General features: G+C 72.7%; 18 protein-coding genes and 1 riboswitch. Of the genes, 8 read left to right on the top strand and 10 right to left on the bottom strand.

What is annotated here, in order from left to right:
• Positions 1–21 precede the first annotated feature (21 nt).
• Complete coding sequence (locus ABZ154_RS21560) at positions 22–1,344, top strand: helix-turn-helix domain-containing protein (RefSeq protein ID WP_356834916.1); 1,323 nt, start codon at positions 22–24, stop codon at positions 1,342–1,344.
• An 83-nt stretch (positions 1,345–1,427) separates the two neighbouring features.
• On the opposite strand, the gene sucD is transcribed toward ABZ154_RS21560, so the two are convergent.
• The 5 genes from sucD to ABZ154_RS21535 all read right to left on the bottom strand — a co-directional run bounded on the left by sucD (position 1,428) and on the right by ABZ154_RS21535 (position 8,650).
• Positions 1,428–2,312 carry a succinate--CoA ligase subunit alpha gene (gene sucD / locus ABZ154_RS21555; RefSeq protein ID WP_356834913.1) on the bottom strand — a complete coding sequence of 295 codons (885 nt, stop codon included), beginning with the start codon at positions 2,310–2,312 and terminating at the stop codon, positions 1,428–1,430.
• Positions 2,313–2,331: 19 nt separating this feature from the next.
• The gene (sucC, locus tag ABZ154_RS21550; RefSeq protein WP_356834911.1) at positions 2,332–3,513 is read right to left on the bottom strand and encodes an ADP-forming succinate--CoA ligase subunit beta; all 1,182 of its coding nucleotides are present in this window, start codon (positions 3,511–3,513) and stop codon (positions 2,332–2,334) included.
• A 228-nt stretch (positions 3,514–3,741) separates the two neighbouring features.
• Entirely contained in the window at positions 3,742–4,914 is a 1,173-nt protein-coding gene (locus tag ABZ154_RS21545; protein ID WP_356834987.1) for a VWA domain-containing protein, read from the bottom strand.
• Positions 4,915–5,090: 176 nt separating this feature from the next.
• Positions 5,091–7,529, bottom strand: a complete 2,439-nt coding sequence (locus ABZ154_RS21540) for a DUF5682 family protein (RefSeq protein ID WP_356834910.1) — start codon at positions 7,527–7,529, stop codon at positions 5,091–5,093.
• Entirely contained in the window at positions 7,526–8,650 is a 1,125-nt protein-coding gene (locus ABZ154_RS21535) for an AAA family ATPase (RefSeq protein ID WP_356834908.1), read from the bottom strand. Before ABZ154_RS21535 ends, ABZ154_RS21540 begins: the two co-directional genes overlap by 4 nt.
• A gap of 151 nt (positions 8,651–8,801) precedes the next feature.
• Here ABZ154_RS21535 and ABZ154_RS21530 point away from each other — a divergent pair, with 151 nt between their 5' ends.
• Both ABZ154_RS21530 and ABZ154_RS21525 read left to right on the top strand, forming a co-directional pair.
• Positions 8,802–10,250, top strand: coding sequence for an SWIM zinc finger family protein (locus ABZ154_RS21530; protein WP_356834906.1), 1,449 nt, complete (start codon positions 8,802–8,804; stop codon positions 10,248–10,250).
• A gap of 106 nt (positions 10,251–10,356) precedes the next feature.
• Positions 10,357–11,994, top strand: a complete 1,638-nt coding sequence (locus ABZ154_RS21525) for a DUF5691 domain-containing protein (protein WP_356834904.1) — start codon at positions 10,357–10,359, stop codon at positions 11,992–11,994.
• Between the two features lie 63 nt (positions 11,995–12,057).
• Here the strand turns inward: ABZ154_RS21525 and ABZ154_RS21520 are convergent, their stop codons facing one another.
• A complete protein-coding gene (locus tag ABZ154_RS21520; protein WP_073877772.1) occupies positions 12,058–12,471 on the bottom strand; it encodes a cobalamin B12-binding domain-containing protein in 414 nt (137 codons plus the stop codon).
• 283 nt (positions 12,472–12,754) lie between these two features.
• Here ABZ154_RS21520 and ABZ154_RS21515 point away from each other — a divergent pair, with 283 nt between their 5' ends.
• Together ABZ154_RS21515 and ABZ154_RS21510 are read left to right on the top strand one after the other, a co-directional pair.
• Entirely contained in the window at positions 12,755–13,603 is an 849-nt protein-coding gene (locus ABZ154_RS21515; protein WP_356834902.1) for an alpha/beta fold hydrolase, read from the top strand.
• Positions 13,604–13,807: 204 nt separating this feature from the next.
• Positions 13,808–15,538 (top strand): peptidoglycan DD-metalloendopeptidase family protein, encoded by a 1,731-nt coding sequence (locus tag ABZ154_RS21510; protein ID WP_356834900.1) that lies wholly within the window; start codon positions 13,808–13,810, stop codon positions 15,536–15,538.
• 118 nt (positions 15,539–15,656) lie between these two features.
• Here the strand turns inward: ABZ154_RS21510 and pcrA are convergent, their stop codons facing one another.
• Positions 15,657–18,098: a DNA helicase PcrA gene (pcrA, locus tag ABZ154_RS21505; protein WP_356834898.1), complete on the bottom strand. Its 2,442-nt coding sequence runs from the start codon at positions 18,096–18,098 to the stop codon at positions 15,657–15,659.
• Positions 18,099–18,378: 280 nt separating this feature from the next.
• A riboswitch (cyclic di-AMP (ydaO/yuaA leader) is annotated at positions 18,379–18,545 on the top strand.
• On the opposite strand from pcrA, the gene ABZ154_RS21500 reads away from it, so the two are divergent.
• Positions 18,544–19,773 carry an NlpC/P60 family protein gene (locus tag ABZ154_RS21500; RefSeq protein ID WP_356834896.1) on the top strand — a complete coding sequence of 410 codons (1,230 nt, stop codon included), beginning with the start codon at positions 18,544–18,546 and terminating at the stop codon, positions 19,771–19,773. (Overlaps the previous riboswitch by 2 nt.)
• A 50-nt stretch (positions 19,774–19,823) precedes the next feature.
• Here ABZ154_RS21500 and ABZ154_RS21495 read toward each other — a convergent pair whose 3' ends face one another.
• Positions 19,824–20,177, bottom strand: coding sequence for a hypothetical protein (locus ABZ154_RS21495; protein ID WP_356834894.1), 354 nt, complete (start codon positions 20,175–20,177; stop codon positions 19,824–19,826).
• 265 nt (positions 20,178–20,442) lie between these two features.
• On the opposite strand from ABZ154_RS21495, the gene ABZ154_RS21490 reads away from it, so the two are divergent.
• Together ABZ154_RS21490 and ABZ154_RS21485 are read left to right on the top strand one after the other, a co-directional pair.
• Positions 20,443–21,534: a C40 family peptidase gene (locus ABZ154_RS21490; RefSeq protein WP_356834892.1), complete on the top strand. Its 1,092-nt coding sequence runs from the start codon at positions 20,443–20,445 to the stop codon at positions 21,532–21,534.
• A 41-nt stretch (positions 21,535–21,575) separates the two neighbouring features.
• Positions 21,576–21,980 (top strand): GNAT family N-acetyltransferase, encoded by a 405-nt coding sequence (locus tag ABZ154_RS21485; RefSeq protein WP_356834890.1) that lies wholly within the window; start codon positions 21,576–21,578, stop codon positions 21,978–21,980.
• 114 nt (positions 21,981–22,094) lie between these two features.
• Here the strand turns inward: ABZ154_RS21485 and ABZ154_RS21480 are convergent, their stop codons facing one another.
• Positions 22,095–22,790, bottom strand: a complete 696-nt coding sequence (locus tag ABZ154_RS21480) for a response regulator transcription factor (protein ID WP_356834888.1) — start codon at positions 22,788–22,790, stop codon at positions 22,095–22,097.
• Complete coding sequence (locus ABZ154_RS21475) at positions 22,787–24,085, bottom strand: PspC domain-containing protein (protein ID WP_356834886.1); 1,299 nt, start codon at positions 24,083–24,085, stop codon at positions 22,787–22,789. Before ABZ154_RS21475 ends, ABZ154_RS21480 begins: the two co-directional genes overlap by 4 nt.
• Positions 24,086–24,233: the final 148 nt, after the last annotated feature.

Here is a 24,233-nt window from a genome sequence, read left to right as displayed (position 1 = left end):
CAGCGCTGCCGGGGGCCGTCCATGACCCGGAGCACCACCGACGAGGCCGCTGCACCGCCGCTGCCCTCCTCCCCCAAGGAGCGCCGCAGACTGCGCGAGGCGAAGTCGCTGAGCGAGGAGCAGGTGGCGGCGGCCGTGGGAGTGACGCGGGCCACCGTGCGCTCCTGGGAGACGGGGCGCACGAGCCCGCGCGGCCGCAAGCGCGCGCTGTACGCGAAGCTCATCGCGCCCGGTCCGGAGCCGGCCCGCGCCGAGAAGCCCGGGGCCGTACGGCTGAAGGACCGGCCGGCGCCGGAACGGCCGCCCGGGGCGCCCCCGGTGCCCCAGGTGGCACCGGTGCTCGAGGTGGCACCGGTGCTCGAGGTGGTGCATGAGCCCGAGGTGGTGCATGAGCCCGAGAGGGCATCGGTGCTCGAGGTGATGCATGAGCCCGCGGTGCCCTCCGTGCCCGAGGTGGCACCCGCACCCGCGCCTCCACCCGCGAGCCCTCCCCCGCCCCCCGAGCCGGAGCCCGGCACCCCCCGGCTCTCCCCCGACGAGGCGTTCGACGCGCTGTACGCCCACGCCGCCCCCGGCCTCGTACGCCAGACCTACCTCCTGACCGGCCGCCGCAGCCTGGCCCGGGAGTCCGTCGAGCGGGCCTTCCAACTGGCCTGGCACCGCTGGCCCGAGGTGGCCGTGGACCGGGACCCGGTCGGCTGGGTGCGCGCGGCGGCGTACGAGTACGCGATGTCCCCCTGGCACCGGCTGCGCCGCACCCACCGGCACCCCGACGCCCCGCCCGCCGAACCGGCGAGGCGGGCCCTGTTCGAGGCGCTGCTCGAACTCCCCCCGGTCTACCGGCGCACCCTGCTCCTCTACGACGGGGTCGGCCTGGACCTGCCGGAGACAGCGGCGGAGACGGAGGCGTCCACTCCGGCGGCGGCGGGGCGGCTGGAGGTGGCCCGGGCCGCCGTCACCGAGCGACTGCCCGAACTGGCGGCCGCCGCCTCGCCCGCCGAACAGTCCGAGCTGCTCCACGACCGGCTCGGCGGACTCGCCCGCGCCGAACACGTGCCGGCCCCGCCGCCTGCCCGCACCGTGCGCACCGGCAGCGAGAACAAGGCGCGCCTCTGGACCAGGGCCGCCATCGCCTTCGCCGCCCTGCTCATCGGCGCGACCGCCCTGACCCTGCACACGGCGCCCACGCACTACGAGCAGCCCCTCTCCCCGCCCGAGCGGGTCGGGGGCGTACCGCCGCGCGGTGGTCCGCAGAAGCTGACCCCGCAGGACCTGCGGCTGCAGCAGTCGTTGAAGGAGCAGCTGGCGCACGGACCGGAGCGGCTGGTCCCGCGGATCCCCTGAGCGGGGGACGACGAACGGCGCGGGCCCGCACCCCTGTTCAAGGGTGCGGGCCCGCGCCGTTCGAGCGTGCTCGGGTGCCTGACTCAGGCGCCGAGGATCTCGCGCGCCAGCTCGGCGGTCTCGGTCGGCGTCTTGCCGACCTTCACGCCGGCGGCCTCGAGGGCCTCCTTCTTCGCCTGGGCGGTGCCGGAGGAGCCGGAGACGATGGCGCCCGCGTGGCCCATGGTCTTGCCCTCGGGGGCGGTGAAGCCCGCGACGTAACCGACCACCGGCTTGGTGACGTTCTTCGCGATGAAGTCGGCGGCACGCTCCTCGGCGTCGCCGCCGATCTCGCCGATCATCACGATGAGGTCGGTCTCCGGGTCCGCCTCGAACGCCGCGAGGGCGTCGATGTGCGTCGTGCCGATGACCGGGTCGCCACCGATGCCGACGGCGGAGGAGAAGCCGATGTCACGGAGCTCGTACATCATCTGGTAGGTCAGCGTGCCGGACTTGGACACGAGACCGATGCGGCCGGGCTTGGTGATGTCGCCCGGGATGATGCCGGCGTTGGACTGGCCGGGGGTGATGAGACCCGGGCAGTTCGGGCCGATGATCCGGGTCTTGTTGCCCTTCTCGCCCGCGTACGCCCAGAAGGCGGCGGAGTCGTGAACGGCGATGCCCTCGGTGATGACGACCGCGAGCGGGATCTCGGCGTCGATCGCCTCGACGACGGCGGCCTTGGAGAACGCCGGCGGCACGAAGAGGACGGAGACGTTCGCGCCCGTCTTCTCCATCGCCTCCTTGACGGAGCCGAAGACAGGGATGTCGGTGCCGTCGAAGTCGACGGAGGTACCGGCCTTGCGCGGGTTCACGCCACCGACGATGTTGGTGCCGTCGGCCAGCATGAGCTTGGTGTGCTTCATGCCCGTGGCGCCGGTCATCCCCTGGACGATGACCTTGCTGTCCTTGGTGAGGAAGATAGCCATGGTGTGGAGTCCCTCGTCCTTACTTCGCAGCCGCGGCGAGCTCGGCGGCCTTGTCGGCCGCGCCGTCCATGGTGTCCACGCGCTGCACGAGCGGGTGGTTGGCGTCGGAGAGGATCTTGCGACCCAGCTCCGCGTTGTTGCCGTCGAGACGCACGACCAGCGGCTTCTCGACCTTCTCGCCCTTGGACTCGAGCAGCGCGAGCGCCTGCACGATGCCGTTGGCGACCTCGTCGCAGGCGGTGATGCCACCGAAGACGTTGACGAAGACGGACTTGACGTCCGGGTCGCCGAGGATGATCTCCAGGCCGTTCGCCATGACCTCCGCGGAGGCGCCGCCACCGATGTCGAGGAAGTTGGCGGGCTTCACGTTGCCGTGGTTCTCACCGGCGTACGCGACGACGTCCAGGGTCGACATGACCAGACCGGCACCGTTACCGATGATGCCGACCTCGCCGTCGAGCTTGACGTAGTTGAGGTTCTTGGCCTTGGCGGCAGCCTCGAGCGGGTCGGCTGCGTCCTTGTCCTCGAGGGCCTCGTGGCCCGGCTGGCGGAAGTCGGCGTTCTCGTCGAGCGAGACCTTGCCGTCCAGCGCCAGGATTCGGCCGTCCTTGGTCTTGACCAGCGGGTTGACCTCGACGAGGAGCGCGTCCTCGGCGACGAAGGTGTCCCACAGCGTCACCATGGCCTCGGCGACCTTCTCGGCCACGTCGGCCGGGAACTTCGCCTGGGCCACGATCTCGCGGGCCTTGACGATGTCCACGCCGGAGTTGGAGTCGACCGGGACCTTCGCGAGGGCCTCGGGGCTCTTCTCCGCGACCTCCTCGATGTCCATGCCACCCTGCACCGAGGCCATGGCCAGGAAGGTGCGGTTGGTGCGGTCGAGGAGGTACGAGACGTAGTACTCCGCCTCGATCTCCGGGGAAAGCTCGGCGATCATCACCTTGTGGACCGTGTGGCCCTTGATGTCCATGCCGAGAATGTCGGTCGCCCGGGCGACCGCCTCGTCGGAGCTGGCGGCCAGCTTGACGCCACCGGCCTTGCCGCGGCCGCCGACCTTCACCTGCGCCTTGACGACAGACTTGCCGCCCAGCTTCTCGGTCGCCTCGCGGGCTGCCTCAGGCGTGTCGATCACTTCACCGGCCAGCACCGGTACACCGTGCTTGGCGAAGAGGTCCCTCGCCTGGTACTCGAACAGGTCCACGCGCGTCCGTCCCTTTTAAGTGGTATCGCGGTTCGTTCTTCTGCGTGGGCGTGCCGCGAAGGGCAACGTGACTGCTCTGTCACTAGGGAGGCGCACACGGTGTCCGAGTACGCGGCATGTCCATCCGGCAGGTTATCCCCGCACTCCGTGTGACCCTAAATCGCAGATCACACCTGAGCGGTGATAACGGTCACAGAGGGTGCCGGACGGGGGTGCCCCGTGATGGGTCTACGCCCCTGTCTCCTTGTCCGGTACGGGCAGGGGCCGCTTCTCGATCGCGGCGGCCATGATGTCCGGGAAGAGGTCCGGCGTACAGGCGAACGCGGGGGCACCCAGCGCGCCGAGTGCTGCCGCGTGCTCGTGGTCGTAGGCGGGGGCACCCTCGTCGGAGAGGGCGAGCAGGGTCACGAACTGCACGCCGGACGCCTTCATGGCCGCGACCCGCTTGAGCATCTCGTCCCGGATGCCGCCCTCGTAGAGGTCGCTGATGAGGACGACGACGGTGTCCGCCGGCCGGGTGATCTTCGACTGGCAGTAGGCGAGCGCCCGGTTGATGTCGGTGCCGCCGCCGAGCTGGGTGCCGAAGAGGACGTCGACCGGGTCGTCGAGCTGGTCGGTGAGGTCGACGACCGCCGTGTCGAAGACGACGAGGCGGGTGGCGAGGGTGCGCATGGAGGCGAGCACCGCGCCGAAGACCGAGGCGTAGACGACGGAGGCGGCCATCGAGCCCGACTGGTCGATGCAGAGGATGACGTCCTTCTTCACCGACTGTGAGGCGCGGCCGTAACCGATGAGGCGCTCGGGGACGACCGTGCCGGTGGCCGGGCCGCCGTCCGTGCCCGGGACGGTCAGGTAGTTCTTCAGGTTGGCCCGGATGGTGCGGTCCCAGTCGATGTCCCGGTGGCGCGGCCGGCTGATGCGCGCGGAGCGGTCCAGGGCCCCGGTGAGGGTGGCCCTGGTGCGGCTCTCCAGCCGCTTCTCCAGGTCGTCGACGACCTTGCGGACGACGGCCCGCGCGGTCTCCTTGGTCGTCTCGGGCATGGCCTTGTTGAGGGAGAGCAGGGTGCCGACGAGATGGACGTCCGCCTCGACGGCCTCCAGCATCTCCGGCTCCAGGAGCAGCGCGGAGAGGCCGAGCCGGTCGATCGCGTCGCGCTGCATGACCTGGACGACGGAGCTGGGGAAGTACGTACGGATGTCGCCGAGCCAGCGGGCCACGGAGGGGGCGGACGCGCCGAGCCCGGCCGAACGCCCACCGCCGCCCCGGCCGCCGGGCTTCCTGCCGCCGCCCCCGCCGTACAGCGCGTTCAGTGCACCGTCCATCGCGGCGTCCTGGCCGGTGAGCGTGCGGCCGGTGCTCTCCGCGCTGTCCGCGCCGAGCACCATGCGCCAGCGCCGCATCCGCTCGTCGTCGGCGGGGGGCGCGGGGTGCGCCCTCTCTGTCTCCGTGTCCACCGTCTCCCCCGTTCGGTCGTCGTCCTGTGTGGCGTGGCGCGGGGCCTGCTGTGTGGCGTGGTGTGGGGCCTGCTGTGTGGCGTGGTGTGGGGGCTGCTGTGTGGCGGGTGCTGCTCCCGTGGTCATACGGTCGCCTCCGCCGGTAGGGGGGTGCGGCCGAGGAGCAGGTGCAGCACCGGCTCCACCGCGTCGGCCCGGTCCGTGTCGAGGCCGGGTCCGAAGCCCGGGTACGCGAGGTCCGCGCCGGCGTTCCCGGCTCCCTCGGGGACGGGGCCGCGCCGGACCAGCTCGCCGAGGGTGCGGCGTACGCCCGGTTCGTAGGCGGAGAACGTACGGCGCAGGAGCGGCAGCACGTCGGTGAACGTGCCGGCGGGGACGCCGGTGAGCCAGGCGTCGACCAGGGAGAGCAGCCGCTCGTCGTGGACCAGCAGCATGCCGCCGCCGGACGCCCCGCCGACGAACCCCTCGATCCAGGCCGCCGCGTCGGTGGGCGGGGTGCCGGGCGAGAGGGCCAGGCCCATGAGCCTGGCCGCCTCGTCCTCGGTCAGCCGGCCTTCGTCGAGCAGCAGCCGGGTGGCCCGGCCCCGGATGATCCCGGCGACCGTGTCGCGGCCGGCCAGCTTGCGCAGGACGGCGCCCCAGCGGTCCCGGAGCCCTTCGGCGGGCGTGGGGCCGGCGACGAGGAGGCCGATCGCGCTGTGCACCCCGTCCACCTGGCGGCGCAGCGCCTCGGCTCCGTCCGTGTCGAGGCCGGTGCAGGCCGGCGGCAGGCCGACGCAGATCCGCTCTGCGAGCCCGGCGGCGACCTCGGCGAGCGCGGCCGTGTCCGTGGAGCGCACGTCCCCGTAGCGCAGGGAGCGGGCGAGGGCCGGGAGGGAGTCGGCGAGGTGGCCGACGTCCGCGTCGAGTGCGGCGCGGTCGGCCAGCGCCTTCATCACGACGGGCAGCGCTTCGGGCAGCCCGGCCAGGAGGCAGTGCTCGGCGAGGGCGGTGACCTCGGAGAGCGCGGTCGCCGCGAGGGCCTGGGACTCGGCCCGCGCCGTGGCGGCGGTCGCGACCGTGGTGCCCCACACCCCGGCCTCGGCGACCCGGACGTGGAGCTCCGGCTGCCAGCGCAGCCGCCAGCTCTCCCGGAAGGTGCCGGTGCTGCCCCGGGCCTCGGCCGGTTCGCCCCAGCCGATGCCCAGGAGGCGCAGCCGGTGCAGGAGTCGGCTCCTGGCGGCGTCGGTCTCCTTGCGCAGGTCGAGACCGAGCTCCCGCTCCAGCGCTTCCGGTTTGAGCCGGAGGGTGCGCTGGCTGCGGTTCAGGTCGCGCTGGAGCGGGACGGCGGGGGCGCTGTCGGGCACCTCGCCGAGGGTCTCGCCGACGACGAGGCGGTCCTGGATGAGGGCGAGCGGTACGTCGGAGCCCTCGCACATCACCGCCCGTACCGCGTCGGTGGTCTCGCTCAGCCCGGCCAGCGGGCGGCCCCGCATCGCGGCGAGCGTCTCGGCGAGCCGGACGGCCTCGATGACATGGGCGGTGGAGACGAACCGGTCCTCCCCGCGCAGCAGCCCGGCGACCTTCGTCATCCAGCGCTCGATCGGCCGGTCGGCGGCGCCGAAGAGGTGCCCGTACCAGCCGGGTGAGTCGATCCCGGCACCGTAACCGCTGTGCCGGGCGAGCCTGCGGTGGGTCCAGGGCACCCACGTCATCTCTGCCTTGACCTTCGGGAGCCCCTTGAGGAGGGCCCGGTCGGCGGCGAGGGTGGTGCGGGCGGCGAGCGCGGGGACGTGCCAGGCGCCGCAGACGACGGCGATGCCGTCCCCGAACTCCTTGCGCGCGGTGCGCAGCTGGATGCGCATGTACGCCTCGCGCACGGCGTCCCGGGGGTGCCCGCCGTCCCCGTACACCTCGCGCAGGGCCGTCATGGCCTCTGCGAGCGCGGCGAACGGGGCGAGCGCGTCGGCGGTGGCGTCGGCGGCCGGTGAGCGGTGCTCGACGACGTCCTCCCACCAGCGCTCGGGGTCGTCGTATCCGGCGGTCTCGGAGAGCACTCGGATCGGGTCGACGTGAGGGGTGACCTCCTCGTCCCCGGAGGCGGGGGTGGTCTCCTCGCCGGGCTGTCCGGCGGGCTGTCCGGCGGGCTGTTCGGCGGGCTGTTCGGCGTGGGGCTCTTTCAGAGCGAGGGAGTGGGTGGCGGGGAGGTCGATGAAGCGCACCGGGACGTCGTGTGCGAGGGCCCAGCGGATCGCCACCCACTCCGGCGAGAACTCGGCCAGCGGCCAGAAGGCGGCCCGGCCCGGGTCGTCCACGGCATGGGCGAGCAGGGCGACGGGCGGCCGCATCTGCGGGTCGGCGGCCAGCGGCAACAGCGCGTCGCCCTCGGGCGGCCCCTCGACGAGCACGGCGGCCGGGCGGGCGGCGTCGAGCGCGGCGCGGACCGCGCGGGCCGAACCGGGGCCGTGGTGCCGCACGCCCAGCAGCAACGGCCCGGCGGCGGCGACGGCCCCGGTGGTGGCGGAGCTGAGGATGGCGGAGCTGGGGGTGATGGAGCTGGGGGTGACCTGGCCGCCGCTCATACGGAGACCTCGCGGCAGGCGCGGTAGAAGTCCTTCCAGCCGTCCCGCTCGCGCACCACGGTCTCCAGATACTCCTGCCAGACCACGCGGTCCGCGGCCGGGTCCCGGACGACCGCGCCGAGGATGCCCGCCGCGACATCGGCCGGGCGCAGGATGCCGTCGCCGAAGTGGGCGGCGAGGGCGAGACCGTTGGTGACGACGGAGATCGCCTCGGCCGTGGAGAGCGTGCCCGAGGGCGACTTGAGCTTGGTGCGCCCGTCGGTGGTGACACCGTCGCGCAGCTCCCGGAAGACCGTCACCACGCGCCGGATCTCGGCGAGCCCCTCCGGTGCGGCGGGCAGGTCCAGCGAGCGGCCGATCTGGTCCACGCGCCGGGAGACGATGTCGACCTCGGCGTCGGGCGTCGCGGGCAGCGGCAGGACCACGGTGTTGAACCGGCGGCGCAGCGCGCTGGAGAGCTCGTTGACGCCGCGGTCGCGGTCGTTGGCCGTGGCGATGACGTTGAAGCCGCGAACGGCCTGGACCTCCTGTCCCAGCTCGGGAATGGGGAGGGTCTTCTCGGAGAGGATCGTGATGAGCGAGTCCTGCACATCGGCGGGGATGCGGGTCAGCTCCTCGACACGGGCGGTCATGCCCTCCGACATGGCCCGCATGAGCGGGCTGGGCACCAGCGCGTCGCGGCTGGGGCCGTGGGCCAGCAGCTGGGCGTAGTTCCACCCGTAACGGACGGCCTCCTCCGGGGTGCCCGCGGTGCCCTGCACCAGCAGGGTCGAGTCTCCGCTGACTGCGGCGGCGAGATGCTCGGACACCCAGGTCTTGGCGGTCCCGGGGACGCCGAGCAGAAGCAGCGCGCGGTCGGTGGCCAGGGTGGTCACGGCCACTTCGATCAGTCGGCGCGGGCCCACGTACTTGGGTGTGATCACCGTGCCGTCGGGCAGCGTCCCGCCCTGCAGATAGGTGGCGACGGCCCAGGGCGACAGCCGCCAACGGGCGGGCCTGGGGCGGTCGTCGGCGGCGGCGAGCGCCTTCAGCTCGTCGGCGAACGCGTCCTCGGCGTGCGGGCGCAGGGCCTCGGCGCCGGACGTCTCGCCGACGGCAGCGGTGGTTTCGGGCACGGTCATGGATCCCCCTCCAGATCGTCGACAGACTCGGTCGACCTGATGTGGTTCCCACCGTGCACCATGCCACTGACAACCGGCCTCGCGACGGCTGTGCACGGGCTCTGATCCCAGGTCAGGGGGATTGTCAGTGGCGCCCCCTACCGTCGTTCCCATGCTGCTATCTCACGGGGGAGAACCCTTGCCCGCCACGGAATCGGTGGCGCGCTGGACGGTGGAGCAGGTGCTGTCCCTGGCTCCTGACGACGCATCACGCAAGGCGGGCAACAAGCTCGCCTCGGCCGGACACTGGTCGGGCACCGGCTTCGACGGATCCGGGGCGGTGTGGGGGCTGTGCAAGGGGAGCGGGAGCAAGCCGTACCGGACGGTGGTCGACACCACGGGCCCCGCGTACACGTGCAGTTGTCCGAGCCGCAAGTTCCCCTGCAAGCACGCGCTGGGGCTGCTGCTGCTCCGGGCCTCCGGCGACGGCCCCGTCCCGCGGGGTGAGCCGGCCGACTGGGCCGCGCAGTGGCTGGAGGCCCGCCGGGGACGGGCGGAGGCCAGGCAGGCCAGGCAGAAGGCCGTCGCGAGCGGGGAGCCGGCGCCCGGCCCCGCCGACAGCGCCGCCGCCAGGAAGCGGGCGGAGCGCCGGGCGGAGCGGGTCACCGGAGGGGCGCTGGAGCTGGAGCAGCGTCTGACGGATCTGCTGCGGGGCGGGCTCGCCGCCGCCGATCGCACCGGGTACACCTTGTGGGAGGAGACCGCCGCCCGCATGGTCGACGCGCAGGCGCCCGGACTGGCGGGCCGGGTGCGGGAGTTGGGGGCCATACCCGGATCCGGGCCGGGCTGGCCGGTGCGGCTGCTGGAGGAGTGCGCCCTGCTCCATCTGCTGGACACGGCCTGGCTGGGCCGGGAGCGGCTGCCGGACCCGCTGGCCGCCACGGTGCGTACGCGGGTGGGGCTGCCCCTGTCCGCCGAGGGCCCGGCGGTCCGCGACCGATGGCTGGTCCTCGCGCAGTACGACACGCCGGACGGCCGGCTCACCACCCGGCGGATCTGGCTGTACGGAAGGGAGACGGGCCGCACGGCCCTGCTGCTCTCCTTCGGCGCGATGGGCCGCGCCCCGGAGCTCGCGCTGCCGGTGGGCGTCACGATCGACGCCGAGCTCACGCCGTACCCGGGCGGCGGGCTCCGGGCCGAGCTGGGGCGGCAGTTCACCACGCCCGGCGCGGTGCCGGGCACCCCGGTGCCGGGTTCACCTCCGCCGGGCGGCTCCACCGCGGCCGCCCTCGCGGCGTACGGGGAGGCGCTGCGGGGGGATCCATGGCTCGATGCCTGGCCGGTCACCCTGCGGGACGTCATACCCGTGCCGTCCCAGGGCGGCTGGCAACTGGCCGACGCGGAGGGCGCATCCGCGCTGCCTCTCTCCTCGGCGGCGCTGTCCCGTCCGGGATCGTGGAAGCTCGTCGCGCTCTCCGGCGGCGGCCCGGTCACGGTCTTCGGCGAGCTGGGCCACCGCGGCTTCGACCCGTTCGCGGCCTGGGACACGGGGGCCGGACGCGGGTCCGGGCCCGGATCCGGGTCCTCGGATGCCGCGGGCGGGGCCGTACGGCTCATCTGACCTGTGCGGGCCACCGTGGGCGGCCCGCCACGCCCGCTGCCCTCCCCCACCCGCCGATCACCCGTCTCCGCCGCCGACCGCCCTGAACGCCACCGAAGGGGACCCGATGCCTCCGACCACCACCGGCCCGACCATCACCGAAGCCCACCCCCTCGCCGCCCTCTCCTGGGAGGAGCTGGTCACCTCGGCGCTGCTGGGCACCGACCGCCGCCCGCCCGCTGCTCCCGGGGGCCCGGTACCGGCCGACGGCCCGGCCGCCCTGCTGGACGCCGCCGCCCTGCACACCGTGCGGCGACGGGCAGGGCTGCTGCCCGCCGTGCCGGGGGCCAGGCCCGCGCCCGCGCCGCACGACCCGCGCCCGCAGCTCCCCGAGGCGGCCCGGCACCGGCTCGCCCAGCTGCTCGCCGACCGGGCAGCGCCGGCCGTCTCGGGACGGCGCGGGGCGGCGCCCGACCTCACCGAGCTCATCCCGCAGTGGCTGGCCACCGCCAACCGGCGCGGGTTCCGGGCCCCGGCCGCCCTGGTGCCGCCGCTGCTGGACGCCGCGCGCGCCCGCACCGACCTGCGGCCGCAGGCGCTCGCCTTCGCCGGACCGCTCGGCCTGTGGCTGGCCGCGCTGAACCCCGAGTGGAAGTTCGCCCTGCGCGGTGCCGCGGGTGGCTCGCTCGTGCCCGACACCAGCGATCCGGAGGCGGTGGCCCGGCTGTGGGAGGAGGGGCTGTTCGCGGAGCGGGTCGCCCTGCTCGACGCCGTACGGGTGCAGGACCCCGCCGCCGCGCTCGCCCTGCTCACCACCACCTGGTCCACCGAGCGGGCCGAGGACCGGCTGATGTTCCTGGACTCCCTGCGCAACGGGCTCGGGGAGGGGGACGAGGAGTTCCTGGAGCAGGCGCTCGCCGACCGCAGCCGCAACGTGCGCGCCACGGCGGCCGAGCTGCTCTCCGCCCTGCCCTTCTCGGCCTTCGCCGGGCGGATGGCGGCCCGCGCGACGTCCTGCGTCAACCCCGACCGCACGGGGGCCGGCGCGTCCATCGCCGTGGAGGCGCCGCACGAGTGCGACGCCGGGATGCAGCGCGACGGGGTGGCGGCCGTTCCGCCGACGGGCCGGGGCGAGCGGTCCTGGTGGCTCGGGCAGTTGGTGGAGGCCACGCCCCTCGGGGCCTGGCAGGAGCGGTTCGGCGGGCGCCCGGCGGCCGAGATCGTGGCGCTTCCGGTCGCCGACGACTGGGTTGGCGAGCTGCACGCCGCCTGGTGCCGGGCCGCGGTGCGCCAACGCCACCCGGAGTGGGCGCGAGCCCTGCTGGGTGCGGCGTCGGCGCCCCCGGCCGGCGCGCCGGGGCCCGCGTCGATCTCCGAGCGGTCCAAGCTCCTGGCGGTGCTGTCCGAGGCGGAACGTGCGGACTGGGTGGCCGCGTTCATCGCCGCGCACGGGCTGTCGGAGGCGTTCCAGCTGCTCGGGGTCTGCACGGTGCCGTGGACGGGCCCGCTCGGGCGCGCCGTGGTCGACGCGCTCGACATCGCGCGGGACGGCGGGAGTTACCCGTGGAGCTTCAGCGGGGTGATGGGCCTGGCCGAGCGCTGCCTGGACCCGGCCGAGGCCGACCGCCTGGAGGCCCTCACGGCCACCCCGGACGAGCAGGAGGGAGCGTCGCCGGGGGCCGGGGGCTACTGGTCGGAGGCGTTCCAGCGCCTGGTCTCCACGCTGCGCCTGCGCGCCGCGATGGAGGCGGAGCTGACGACCTGACCCCCGCCCCGGCCGCGCACCCGGCCCCCGCCCCCGGCCACGTGCGCGTGTGCGGCCCGCGGATCAGGCCTGCGCGGGCTGACGGACGTTCGCGTTCACCCAGGTGACGATCTCGGTCGTCGTCGCACCCGGGGTGAAGAGCTCCGCCACGCCCAGCTCCTTCAGCGGGGCGATGTCGTCCTCCGGGATGATCCCGCCGCCGAACACCTTGATGTCCTCCGCCTCCCGCTCCTTCAGCAGCTCGATCACCTTCGCGAACAACGTGTTGTGCGCCCCGGAGAGGATCGAGAGGCCGATGGCGTCGGCGTCCTCCTGGATCGCCGTGTCGACGATCTGCTCGGGTGTCTGGTGGAGCCCCGTATAGATGACTTCCATACCGGCGTCCCGCAGCGCCCGCGCGATCACCTTGGCCCCGCGGTCATGGCCGTCGAGTCCCGGCTTGGCCACCACCACACGGATCGGACCGGTCACACCCATCACTGCCTCCACATGGTCTCCCGCGCCTGAAGGGCCGGGGATGTGAACGAACGTTATCCACAGCATCCCGCAAGCCGCCGTTTCGCGGCAGGCGGGGAGGGGGAAATCACACGTGGGACATGTTCGCCAGGCGCCGTCCCCCGTAGAACGCGGCAATCCGGCCGCCGCGGGGACCGGCGCGGGGAGAGCCGCTACGAGGTCGCCGTACCACCGTGCCGCCAGCCGCACGGCAAGGTGGTACGGCCTATCGCCGCCTCCCGGTGCGCCAGTGCAGGAGGTCGGCGTGAAGGTCCTCCCTTTCCTCTCCCTACTGACCCGCCTCCCCGGACTTCCGGGCCCCCGGCTCCCCACCGCACTGCTCGGCGCCACCGTTCTGGAGCTCGTGGTCCTCACCGGCCACCTGGCCGCCTACCCCTTCGGCCTCACCCAGGAGCGCCGCGCCCCGGGCCCGCCGCCGGGCCCGCCCACCCTGTCCGGCTCCCCCGCCGCCGAACGGCCCGTCGTCCTGCTGCACGGCTTCATCGACAACCGCTCCGTCTTCGTCCTGCTGCGCCGCGCGCTCGCCCGGCACGGCCGCCGCCACCTGGCGTCCCTCAACTACTCGCCGCTCACCCGCGACCTGCGTACCGCCGCCGAGCTGCTCGGCCGCCACGTGGAGGAGGTCTGCGCCCGCACCGGGCAGCGCGAGGTCGACATCGTCGGGCACAGCCTCGGCGGCCTGATCGCCCGCTATTACGTACAACGACTGGGCGGCGACCACCGGGTGCGCACCCTCGTCACGCTCGGCACCCCCCACGGCGGCACCGCCGTCGCCCCCGGAGCCGGCGTTCACCCCATCGTGCGGCAGATGCGCGGCGGCTCCCCGCTGATCGAGGAGCTGCGCCTCCCCGCCCCGGGGTGCCGGACCCGGTTCGTCAGCTTCTGGAGCGAACTGGACCAGGTGATGGTCCCGGTCGAGACGGCCTGTGTCGACCATCCCGACCTCGACGCCGTGAACGTACGCGTCACCGGAATCGGGCATCTCGCGCTGCCGGTGCACCCGGCGGTCGCCGCCGCGGTCCGTGAGGCTCTGGAGTCACAGGAGGCCCGGGCGAGCTCAGCACCCTCAACCGGAACGTCGTCTGTCGCTTAAAATAGAACAACTCTCGAACATAGAGCCAAGCCTCTGCCTGCCGTCCGCCGAAAGACGGCCGATTGCCCGTTTCCTGAGGACGCAAAACCTGTCGAAGATTGTCGTCCTCACATACTGCCGGGTACAGTCGCGGCCACTGCTTCCCCCTGGGACCCCCTCACCGGGATCCAGAACAGTCCTGCTGCCGAGGCGAGAGAGAAGTTGGTGAACGACCAGCACCCCCACGCCGGGCCCGTCGGGTACGACACCCGATCGACCGGCAGCTTCGACACCGACCCGCTCTTCGGTTCCCTCCCTGGCGGTTCCGACACCACGGATTACGCGGCTTCCGGTTACGACACCTCTTACGGTGCCCCCAGCGGCTCGTACGACTCCTCCGCCTGGGACACGGGCGCGCAGCAGACCGTCACCTACGACGCGTACGCCGCCCAGACGCAGACCACCGCCCACCAGCAGTGGGACACCGGAGCCACGCCCACCTGGCGGCAGCCCTCCGACCAGGACCCGACCGGCCAGTGGGCGACCGCCGACACGGGCGCGTTCCCCACCGCCGGGTTCACCGCGGCCGAGTACGGCACAGCTCCCTGCGGTACCGGCGCCTACGAGACGGACGGGTACGACACCGGCGCGTACGCCACCGGCACGTACGGCACCGGCACCGCATACGTGGCCGGCGGTTCGTACGGGACGGACGCCTACGAGACGGGCACGCACGACGCGGGGACGTACGACACGGGCACGCACGACGCAGGGACGTACGACACGGGTACGTACGACACCGGCGCGTACGGGACGGTCGGCGCCGACGGTTCCGGCACGAACGGCACCACCGCCTATACCACCGGGGTGTACGACACCGGCGCGTACGACACGGGGACGTACGACACGGGCGCCTACGACGCGACCGCCTGGAACTCCGGCGCCACGCCCGAGGGCGCCGCGTACGAGCCCGAACAGACATCGCATCAGCTGTACGAACAGCAGGAACCCGAAGAGGCCGGCACCGCCGAGTTCGCCGTCATCGAGAGCGGGCTCGAAGCCGGCTTCGAAACCGATGTCGAGGCCGGCTTCGGCACCGGCCACGACACCGGACCCGATCCGGACGCCGCCCCCGCACCCGACGACAGCGACACACCGGGGCCCGCCCCGCTTTCCGTGGACCGCACCGTGGTCCGCACCCCCGCCCCGCGCAGCCGGGCGCGCCGCCGCAGCCCCGCCAAGCGGTCCGCTCTCCTGACCGTCGCCGTCCCCTCCGCCTGTGTGATGAGCGTCGCTGGCATCGCGGCCGCCTCCGTCAGCGGGATCAGCGACGAGGACAAGCAGGAGAAGACCACCTCGCTGGCCGTCGCCGACCCGAGCACGGTCGAGCCGGTCGCCGCGAACAACAAGCTCGACAGCCAGCTGGAGCAGCTCTCCGAGGGCAGCGACGACTTCCGTCAGCGCGCGAGCCGCACCCAGGAGCGCATCGACCTGAAGCAGCGCCAGGTGGAGGAGAAGAAGAAGCGCGAGGAGGAGGCCGCACGCCGCGAGGCGTTGCGCCCCAAGTTCGTCCTGCCGGTCAAGCAGCACGGGCTCAGCGCCTACTACGGCCAGGCGGGCGTCAACTGGATGTCCGTGCACACGGGCATCGACTTCCCCGTCGGGTACGGGTCCCCGGTGATGGCCGCGACCGACGGCACCGTGCGCACCCAGTACAACAGCGCCTACGGCAACATGGCGATCGTGACCATGGCCGACGGCACGGAGACCTGGTACTGCCACCTCAGCAGCACCAAGATCCGCTCCGGCCCGGTGAAGGCCGGTGACGTCATCGCGTACGCGGGCAGCTCCGGCAACTCCACCGGCCCGCACCTGCACTTCGAGGTCCGGCCCGGCGGCGGTGCGTCGATCGACCCGCTGGTGTGGCTGCGGAGCCACGGCGTCAACCCGACCTGAGCAGACCTGCGGCGCCACAGCACGTACACACACAGCACGTACGGACACGAGAAGGGGGCGGGACGGCTTCGACGGCCGTCCCGCCCCCTTCTCCTGCTCGCCCTACAGCTTCTCGGTCCTACAGCTTCTCGACCGGCGCGTACCGCAGGAGCAGCTTCTTCGGGCGCTCGCCGCCGAAGTCCACCGTCGCCTTCGCCTGGTCGCCGAACCCCTCGACGGCCGTCACCGTGCCCAGCCCGAACTGGTCGTGCGTGACCCGGTCCCCGACCACCAGCGTGACCGTCGCCTTCTCCGTGCCGCGCCGGGTCGCGAAGCCCGAAGGGCCGGAGCGGGCGCGCGAGGAGGAGAGCGAGGACGTGATGCCCGAGGTGGGGCCTGCCGGGGCGGCCATCGGGCCCTTGCGCTTCCACTCCAGGTGAGCGTCCGGGATCTCCTCCAGGAACCGCGAGGGCGGATTGTACGAGGGCTGGCCCCAGGCGCTGCGCATGGCGGCCCGGGTCAGGTAGAGCCGCTCGCGGGCACGGGTGATGCCGACGTACGCCAGGCGCCGCTCCTCCTCCAGCTCCTTGGTCTGGCCGAGGGCCCGCATGTGCGGGAAGACGCCGTCCTCCATGCCGGTGAGGAAGACGACCGGGAACTCCAGACCCTTCGCCGTGTGCAGGGTCATCAGCGTGATGACGCCGGAGCCGTCCTCGTCCTCGTCGGGGATCTGGTCCGAGTCGGCGACCAGCGCGACCTTCTCCAGGAACTCCGCGAGTGTGCCGGTGCCCTCCTCGTCCCCGCGCTCCTGCTCGAACTCGAGGGCGACGGCCGCGAGTTCCTGGAGGTTCTCGACACGGGTCTCGTCCTGCGGGTCGGTGGAGGCCTGGAGCTCGGCGAGATAGCCCGTTCGCTCCAGGACGGCTTCCAGCACGACGGCGGGTCCGGCTCCGGACTCGACGATCGTACGGAGCTCCTCCATCAGCGTGTTGAAGCGCTTGACGGCGTTGGACGAGCGCGCCGCCATGCCGTACGCCTCGTCGACGCGGCGCAGCGCCTGCGGGAAGGAGATCTTCTCGCGCATCGACAGGGCGTCGATCATGGCCTCGGCACGGTCGCCGATGCCGCGCTTGGGAACGTTGAGGATGCGGCGCAGCGGGACGGTGTCCTCGGGGTTGGCGAGGACGCGGAGGTAGGCCAGGACGTCCCGGACCTCCTTGCGCTCGTAGAAGCGCACGCCGCCGACGACCTTGTAGGGCAGGCCGACGCGGATGAAGATCTCTTCGAAGACACGGGACTGGGCGTTGGTCCGGTAGAAGATGGCGACGTCGCCCGCCTTGGCGTCGCCCGCGTCGGTGAGCCGGTCGATCTCGTCGGCGACGAACTGCGCCTCGTCGTGCTCGGTGTCGGCCACATAACCGGTGATGCGGGCGCCGCTGCCGGCGTTGGTCCACAGGTTCTTGGGGCGGCGGCTCTCGTTGCGCTCGATGACCGCGTTGGCGGCGGAGAGGATCGTCTGCGTGGAGCGGTAGTTCTGCTCCAGGAGGATCGTCTTCGCGTCGGGATAGTCCTCCTCGAACTGGAGGATGTTGCGGATGGTCGCGCCCCGGAAGGCATAGATCGACTGGTCCGCGTCACCGACGACGCACAGCTCGGCGGGGGCGTCGGCGGCCTCTCCGGCCGGGCCGACGAGCTCCCGTACCAGCGTGTACTGGGCGTGGTTGGTGTCCTGGTACTCGTCGACCAGGACGTGGCGGAAGCGGCGGCGGTAGTGCTCGGCGACGTCCGGGAAGGCCTGGAGGAGGTGGACCGTCGTCATGATGATGTCGTCGAAGTCCAGGGCGTTGGCCTCGCGCAGGCGGGCCTGGTAGAGCGCGTACGCCTGGGCCAGGGTCTTCTCGAAACCGTCCACTGCCTGTCCGGCGAAGGTCTCCTCGTCGATGAGCTCGTTCTTGAGGTTGGAGACCTTGGCGGTGAAGGACTTCGGCGGGAAGCGCTTGGGGTCCAGGTCGAGATCGCGGCAGACCAGGGCCATCAGGCGCTTGGAGTCGGCGGCGTCGTAGATCGAGAACGACGAGGTGAAGCCGAGCTTCTTCGACTCGCGGCGCAGGATCCGGACGCACGCGCTGTGGAAGGTCATGACCCACATGGCGTTGGCGCGCGGGCCCACCAGCTGCTCGACGCGCTCCTTCATCTCGCCCGCGGCCTTGTTGGTGAAGGTGATCGCGAGGATCTGCCCCGGGTGCACCCCGCGCTCGGCCAGCAGGTGGGCGATGCGGTGGGTGAGCACCCGGGTCTTTCCCGAGCCGGCTCCGGCGACGATGAGCAGCGGGGACCCGGCGTGCACGACGGCGGCGCGCTGCTCGGTGTTCAGCCCGCCGAGCAGCGCCGCGGCGTCGATGACGGGGCGCGGGTGGCCGTCCCGGTAATACCCGTCCCGGGGCGGCGGGGGCGCGTCGAAGACGCCCTCGAAGAGTCCCTCCGGCACCGCGTCGGGTGCGTGGTCCTCGGGGGGCGGCGGCGGGCCGTCCTCCGTGGGCTGGAGGCCGGTCAGGAAACTGTCGTCAAAGAGGCTGCTCATCGCCTACCGAGTCTAGGCGGCCGCACCGACAACCTTCCGCCGAAGCCGGGAAGCGGTCGGAAGCAGCCGCCCGCACCCCCACGTCACCCGTACGCACGGAGAGCGGACGTCGACGTTCCGTGAAGGAGTGCCCGGTCGGAGGGGGTGCGGGGCCTCCGATCCGAAGAGGTCACGAAAATGTATCGGGCATATCGCTCATCCTCCTTCCCAGCGGAGCCACCGGTTGGCTAGCGTGCTCGGTCAGGTGATCCGTAATCTCCCTGAGACGAACCGCGTCTCACGGTCACCTCTGCCGAATCCGTCCTGCCGTCCCAGCAGTTCGGAACCGGGGACCCACACGCACAACCGGGGTGAATCGGTCCGTACCCTCGCATCCGGACCGTAGGACAGCCTTCCGTTCCGTCCGAACCCGACAGCTAACCCGGTAGGCGGTCCACGGAAGGAGATGCCGGTCTTGGCATCGCATCGCAAGCCGCGCACGAAGGTGCGCACCACCACCCCCGCCGTCGGGTTCACGACGGCCGCGCTGGCGTCTGTGACACTGCTCTCCACGCAGAGCGCGACCGCTGCCCCCGCCGAGCCGAAGCCGGCCATCGAGGACGTCCAGAAGAAGGTCGACGAGCTCTACCGGCAGGCGGGCAGCGCGACGCAGCAGTACAACCGCGCGAGGACCGCCTCCACGGCCCAGCGCACCAAGGTCGACACGCTGCTCTCCGACGTGGCGAAGCGGACCGAGAAGATCAACGAGGCGCGCCGGGAGCTGGGGTCCTACGCGGCCGCGCAGTACCGCACCGGCGGCATCACGCCCACCGCGACCTTCTTCCTGGCGGACGACCCGCAGGCGTACTTCGACCAGAGCCGGCTGATGAGCCGGTCGACGGAGCGGCAGCAGAAGGCCGTCGACGACTTCCGTACGCAGCAGGCCGCGGCGTCGAAGAAGCGCGCGGAGGCCGTGAAGAGCCTGGAGTCTCTCACGGAGACGCAGACCGCGCTGCGCTCCAGCAAGCAGAAGGTGCAGAACAAGCTCACGGAGGCCCGGACGCTGCTGTCGAGGCTGACCGCCGAGGAGAAGGCACGGCTGGCGGAGCTGGAGCGCAAGAAGGAGGCCGAGGCCAAGGAGAAGGCGCAGAAGCTGGCCCGCCGCCAGGCCGCCGAGGCCAAGGAGCGCGAGGAAGCGGAGAAGAAGGCGCGCGAGGAGGCCGCGAACGAGGAGGCCGCGAACGAGTCCGGCGGAGACAGCGGCTCCGGCAGCGGTACGGGGACGGGGACGAGCCCGGGATCCGGCAGCGGTACGGGAACGGGAGCCGGGGCGGACGGCAGTTACGCCGCGAAGGCCCAGAAGGTGCTGGACTTCGCCCGCGCCCAGATCGGGAAGCCGTACGTGTGGGGGGCCTCGGGCCCGGCCTCGTACGACTGCTCGGGGCTGACCCAGGCGGCCTGGCGGGAGGCCGGCGTGACACTGCCCCGGACCACCTGGGACCAGGTGAAGGCGGGCACCCGGGTCGCCACGTCCGACCTGCAGCCCGGTGACCTGGTCTTCTTCTACGACGACATCAGCCACGTCGGCATCTACAAGGGCGACGGGATGATGATCCACGCCCCGAAGCCGGGGGCGAACGTCCGCGAGGAGTCGATCTACTCCATGCCGATCTACGGCAGCGTGCGCCCGGCGTAGTGCCGGGGGCGGGGGTGGCCGCCTGACCGGCGGCCGCCCCCGAGAGAGTCTCAGGTCCAGAGCGTGGCGATGAAGATGTTGGCGGCCGTCAGCCCGCCGACCGCCGCGAACGCGCCCTTCTCGACCTTCTCCTCGTCCCGCTTGACGTAGACGAGCGCGAGGATGACGACGAGGAGCGCCAGCTTCACGCCGATCTTGACGTTGTTCACGGTCTGGTCGTCGGCCTGGTTGAGCCCGACCAGGGCGACGCCGGTGACCAGCATGGTCAGCGCGCCGTGCAGCATGGCGGGAACGAAGCGGGCGGTGCCCGCGCCCATGGCCTTCATCTGCGTCAGGAAGCCGCCCAGCAGGGAGGCGATGCCGATAATGTGCAGGGCGACGAAGACGCCGATGAGTGCGTTCATGGTCCCGGAGCCTAGCCATGGCCAAAGCGTGGCCACTCAGTGAGGTAAGCCTTTCTCGGGCCCTTCGCCGGAACTGTGCGCCACGCGCTCGAACCTGCCGGAATGATCAGTTCCGGCTCCGCATCGCCGGTCATCCGGCGGTGGTGAAGCGTCACATCCGGGCAATAGCTGTCATGGCGAACCTTTTCCGTGCGCCCGGATTAGCGTCCCTGGCGGACCTGTCGGTATCCCCCGGCGGGCAGCCGACAGGAAGGATGCCGCCCCCGTGGCCGCGCACCGGAAATCCGCTCACCGGAAACCCAAGCAGCGCCCGTTCACCGGCCCTGCTGCCCGCACCGCCGCCACCCTGGCGCTCGCCGGGGCCGCCACCGCCACCTCGGCCACCGGCGCCGGGGCCGCACCCGCCGAGCCCGCTCCCACCGCCGCCCAGGTCCGGGCGAAGGTCGACCGGCTCTACCACGACGCCGAGGTCGCCACCGAGAAGTACAACGGGGCGAAGGAGAAGGAGGCCGCCGCCACCAAGGCCGTCGACACCCTGGCGGACGAGGCGGCCCGCCGTACCGACCGCCTCAACACCGCCCGCCACACGCTCGGGTCGATGGCCACTGCGCAGTACCGCACCGGCGCCCTCGACCCCGCCGTACAACTGGCGCTCTCCTCGGACCCCGACAGCTACCTGGAGCGCGCCGCGCACCTCGACCGGGCGGGCGACCGGCAGGCGAGCCTGCTCAGCTCGATCCGGCGCCAGCTCTCGGGCATCGCCCGGGTCAAGGCCCGCGCCGACCGGGAGACCGAGGCGCTCGCCGCCCGCCGCGCCGAGCTGGACAAGCACCGCACCGCGATCCGCACCAAGCTGACTGATGCCCGGGGGCTCCTGGCCACCCTCACCGCCGCCGAGCGCGCCGCGTACGAACGCTCGGCCGACGCCGGCCACGGCGGCGGCCCCGCCGACCGCTCCGCCGCCCACGCCGACCGCTCCACCCCCCGAGCCTCGGTCGCCGCCCCCGACTCCCGGGCGGCACGGGCCGTCGCCTTCGCCCATGGGGCGATCGGCAAGCCGTACGTCTGGGGCGCGACCGGCCCCAACGCCTTCGACTGCTCCGGGCTGACCCAGGCGGCCTGGCAGGCGGCGGGCGTCAGCCTGCCCCGCACCACCTACACCCAGATCAACGCCGGCCAGCGGGTCTCCCGCTCCGAACTGGCCCCCGGTGACCTGGTGTTCTTCTACTCGGGCATCAGCCACGTCGGCCTCTACATCGGCGGCGGCCAGATGATCCACGCCCCGCGTCCGGGAGCCCCGGTCCGGATCGCGCCCATCAGCCAAATGCCTTTCGCCGGAGCGGCCCGGGTGGCATAGTCCCCGGCGCCGACCTCTCTCCCGCCGAAGGAACTCCCCGTATGACGATGGCGAACGCCGTCCAGGAGTACGCCCGCACGCTCACGCTGCGCTCCCCCACCCACTACCGGGTGGGCCCGTTCACCGTCCGGCACAACCCGGGCTGGGAGCTGAAGTACGCCAAGGTCTCCGCACTCGCGGTCCTCGACGGCGCACCGGCCGGCGTGGGCGGCTGCTCGGTCGCGATCGAGGGCCTCAGCGAACTGGCCGGCCTCGCCGTCGCGGCCCCCTTCCGCCGCCGGGGCGTCGGCGCCGCGCTCACCGCCTGGCTGACGGAACGGGCCTTCACCCAGGGCTGCCGGACGGTCTGGCTGGAGCCCGGAGACGCCGACGTCGAACGGATCTACGCGAGCATCGGCTACCGCCGGATCGGCGAGAAGGTCAACATCTCGCTGGAGCGGGAGTAGGAGTAGGAGTAGGAGCCGGGCCTGAAGCCGGAGCCGGGCCTGAAGCCGGAGCCGGAGCGCGACTGAGCGACGCCCAGCACGCCCAGCCCACCCGGCCCACCCGGCCCGATCGGCTCAGACCAGCCGTCGCGCTGTCGCCCACCGCGTCAGCTCGTGCCGGTTGGAGAGCTGAAGCTTCCTGAGCACCGCCGAGACGTGCGACTCCACCGTCTTCACCGAGATGAACAGCTGCTTCGCGATCTCCTTGTACGCATATCCCCGGGCGATCAGCCGCAGCACCTCGCGCTCGCGCTGGGTGAGACGGTCCATGTCCTCGTCGACCGGCGGGGCGTCAGTGGAGGCGAAGGCGTCCAGGACGAAGCCGGCCAGGCGCGGGGAGAAGACAGCGTCGCCCTCCTGGACCCGGAAGATGGAGTCGACCAGGTCGGTGCCGGTGATCGTCTTGGTGACATAGCCACGGGCGCCGCCCCGGATCACGCCGATGACGTCCTCGGCGGCGTCCGAGACGGAGAGCGCGAGGAAGCGGACCGGGTTGTCGGCCGCGCCCATCAGCGGGACGCAGCGGCGCAGCACCTCGACGCCACCGCCGCCCGGGAGATGGACGTCGAGGAGGACGACCTCGGGGCGGGTCGCCGTGATGACGGTGACGGCCTGGTCGACGTCGGCGGCCTCGCCGATCACTTCGACGCCGGTCTCCTCGGTGCGGCCGATCTCGGCCTGCACCCCGGTGCGGAACATCCGGTGGTCGTCGACGAGCACGACCCGTACCCGTCGCTCCGGGCCCCCGGTGGCTTCGGTGTTCTCGGTCATTCGCTCGCCCTTTCCATCTCCAGCTCGACCTCGGTGCCCCCGCCGGGCACCGAACGCAGCCGGGCGCTGCCGCCGTTGCGCTGCATCCGGCCGATGATTGATTCTCGTACGCCCATGCGGTCGGCGGGAACCTCGTCCAGGTCGAACCCCGGGCCGCGGTCCTTCACGGAGACGAAGACCGTGGTGCCCTCGACCTCCGCGAAGACCTGCACGGCGCCGCCCTCGCCACCGTACTTGGCGGCGTTGACCATCGCCTCGCGCGCGGCCTGCATCTGTGCGCCCAGCTTGTCGTCGAGGGGGCAGTCGCCGACGACCACGACCTCCAGGGGGACACCGTGCTTGTCCTCCACCTCGGCGGCGGCCCGCTTCACGGCCTCGGCGAGGGTCTCCGGTTCGTCGTCCTCGTCCTTGCCGGTGCCCTCGGGGTTGTAGAGCCAGTTCCGCAGCTCGCGCTCCTGGGCGCGGGCCAGACGTCTGACCTCGCCGCCGTCGTCCGCGTTGCGCTGGATCAGGGTGAGGGTGTGCAGGACGGAGTCGTGGACGTGGGCGGCGACCTCGGCGCGCTCCTGGGCGCGGATGCGCATGAGGCGCTCCTCGGAGAGGTCCTGGGTCATCCGGACGAGGTAGGGCCCCGCGAGCAGGGCGATGCCGGTGAGCACGGCGATGGCGGCGGTCAGGACGTTTCCCAGCTGGGCGGCCGAGCCGCGCACCACCATGAAGACGGCGAGCCCGAGGCCCACGAGGGCGACCCCGGCGAGCGCGCGGGCCAGCTGCAGCAGCCGGCGCCGGCGGCCGACCTCCATCCAGCGGGCGCGCCGCGCGTTGTCCGCCTGGCGCCAGACGAGGACGGAGCCCGCGCCGATGAGGAGCGTCGGCCAGATGTAGCGGTCGGCCTCGCTGCCCATGTCGACGTTGGCGACGAAGACGACGGCCCCGACGAGCAGGGCGACCAGCGCGAAGACCTGGCCCGGGTCCGGTTTACGGAGCTTGCGCCGGCCGTCCGCCGCCGTCTCGAACACCGAGCGCGGGGCGTGGACGCCGCCGACACCGCCGACGCCGAGAGGGACGACGATCCAGAACACCGCGTACAGCAGGGCGCCCAGGCCGTCGCTGAGGAAAAGCCCGAGGAAGACGAACCGGACCCAGGCGACCGGCAGTCCGAGGTGTCCGGCGAGCCCGCGCGCGACGCCGCCCAGCATCCGCCCGTCGGCGCTGCGGTACAGCTTGCGCAGCGGCGGCTCCTCCGGGTCGGAGGCGAGTGAGCTGTGCGCGGCTCGGGCGGTGGCGGCTGGCATACCCCGATCGTCACACGCGGCGGGGGCGGGAGGCATCAGGGTAGTCCCCCTGATCGACCCTGAGGAGCACCCGCAGACGGGTCCTGATGCCGGCCCCACCCCGGGGGCTTCCGGGGGTTCCCCTGCGGGGGCCCCGGCACAAAATCAG

It is taken from the genome of Streptomyces sp. NPDC006261 (assembly GCF_040613515.1).
GTDB lineage: Bacteria > Actinomycetota > Actinomycetes > Streptomycetales > Streptomycetaceae > Streptomyces.
The sequence above is the reverse complement of the archived record's forward strand: the minus strand, read 5'-3'. Positions and strand labels throughout refer to the sequence as shown.

What these genes read in the sequence shown, in the direction of transcription:
- ABZ154_RS21495 (WP_356834894.1), bottom strand. Translation starts at nt 20,177, where the DNA reads ATGAACGCACTCATCGGCGTCTTCGTCGCCCTGCACATTATCGGCATC.
- sucD (WP_356834913.1), bottom strand. Translation starts at nt 2,312, where the DNA reads ATGGCTATCTTCCTCACCAAGGACAGCAAGGTCATCGTCCAGGGGATG.
- ABZ154_RS21560 (WP_356834916.1), top strand. Translation starts at nt 22, where the DNA reads ATGACCCGGAGCACCACCGACGAGGCCGCTGCACCGCCGCTGCCCTCC.
- ABZ154_RS21525 (WP_356834904.1), top strand. Translation starts at nt 10,357, where the DNA reads ATGCCTCCGACCACCACCGGCCCGACCATCACCGAAGCCCACCCCCTC.
- ABZ154_RS21480 (WP_356834888.1), bottom strand. Translation starts at nt 22,790, where the DNA reads ATGACCGAGAACACCGAAGCCACCGGGGGCCCGGAGCGACGGGTACGG.
- ABZ154_RS21500 (WP_356834896.1), top strand. Translation starts at nt 18,544, where the DNA reads ATGCCGGTCTTGGCATCGCATCGCAAGCCGCGCACGAAGGTGCGCACC.
- ABZ154_RS21540 (WP_356834910.1), bottom strand. Translation starts at nt 7,529, where the DNA reads ATGAGCGGCGGCCAGGTCACCCCCAGCTCCATCACCCCCAGCTCCGCC.
- ABZ154_RS21475 (WP_356834886.1), bottom strand. Translation starts at nt 24,085, where the DNA reads ATGCCAGCCGCCACCGCCCGAGCCGCGCACAGCTCACTCGCCTCCGAC.
- ABZ154_RS21530 (WP_356834906.1), top strand. Translation starts at nt 8,802, where the DNA reads ATGCTGCTATCTCACGGGGGAGAACCCTTGCCCGCCACGGAATCGGTG.
- ABZ154_RS21485 (WP_356834890.1), top strand. Translation starts at nt 21,576, where the DNA reads ATGACGATGGCGAACGCCGTCCAGGAGTACGCCCGCACGCTCACGCTG.
- ABZ154_RS21535 (WP_356834908.1), bottom strand. Translation starts at nt 8,650, where the DNA reads ATGACCGTGCCCGAAACCACCGCTGCCGTCGGCGAGACGTCCGGCGCC.
- ABZ154_RS21520 (WP_073877772.1), bottom strand. Translation starts at nt 12,471, where the DNA reads ATGGGTGTGACCGGTCCGATCCGTGTGGTGGTGGCCAAGCCGGGACTC.
- ABZ154_RS21545 (WP_356834987.1), bottom strand. Translation starts at nt 4,914, where the DNA reads ATGCGGCGCTGGCGCATGGTGCTCGGCGCGGACAGCGCGGAGAGCACC.
- pcrA (WP_356834898.1), bottom strand. Translation starts at nt 18,098, where the DNA reads ATGAGCAGCCTCTTTGACGACAGTTTCCTGACCGGCCTCCAGCCCACG.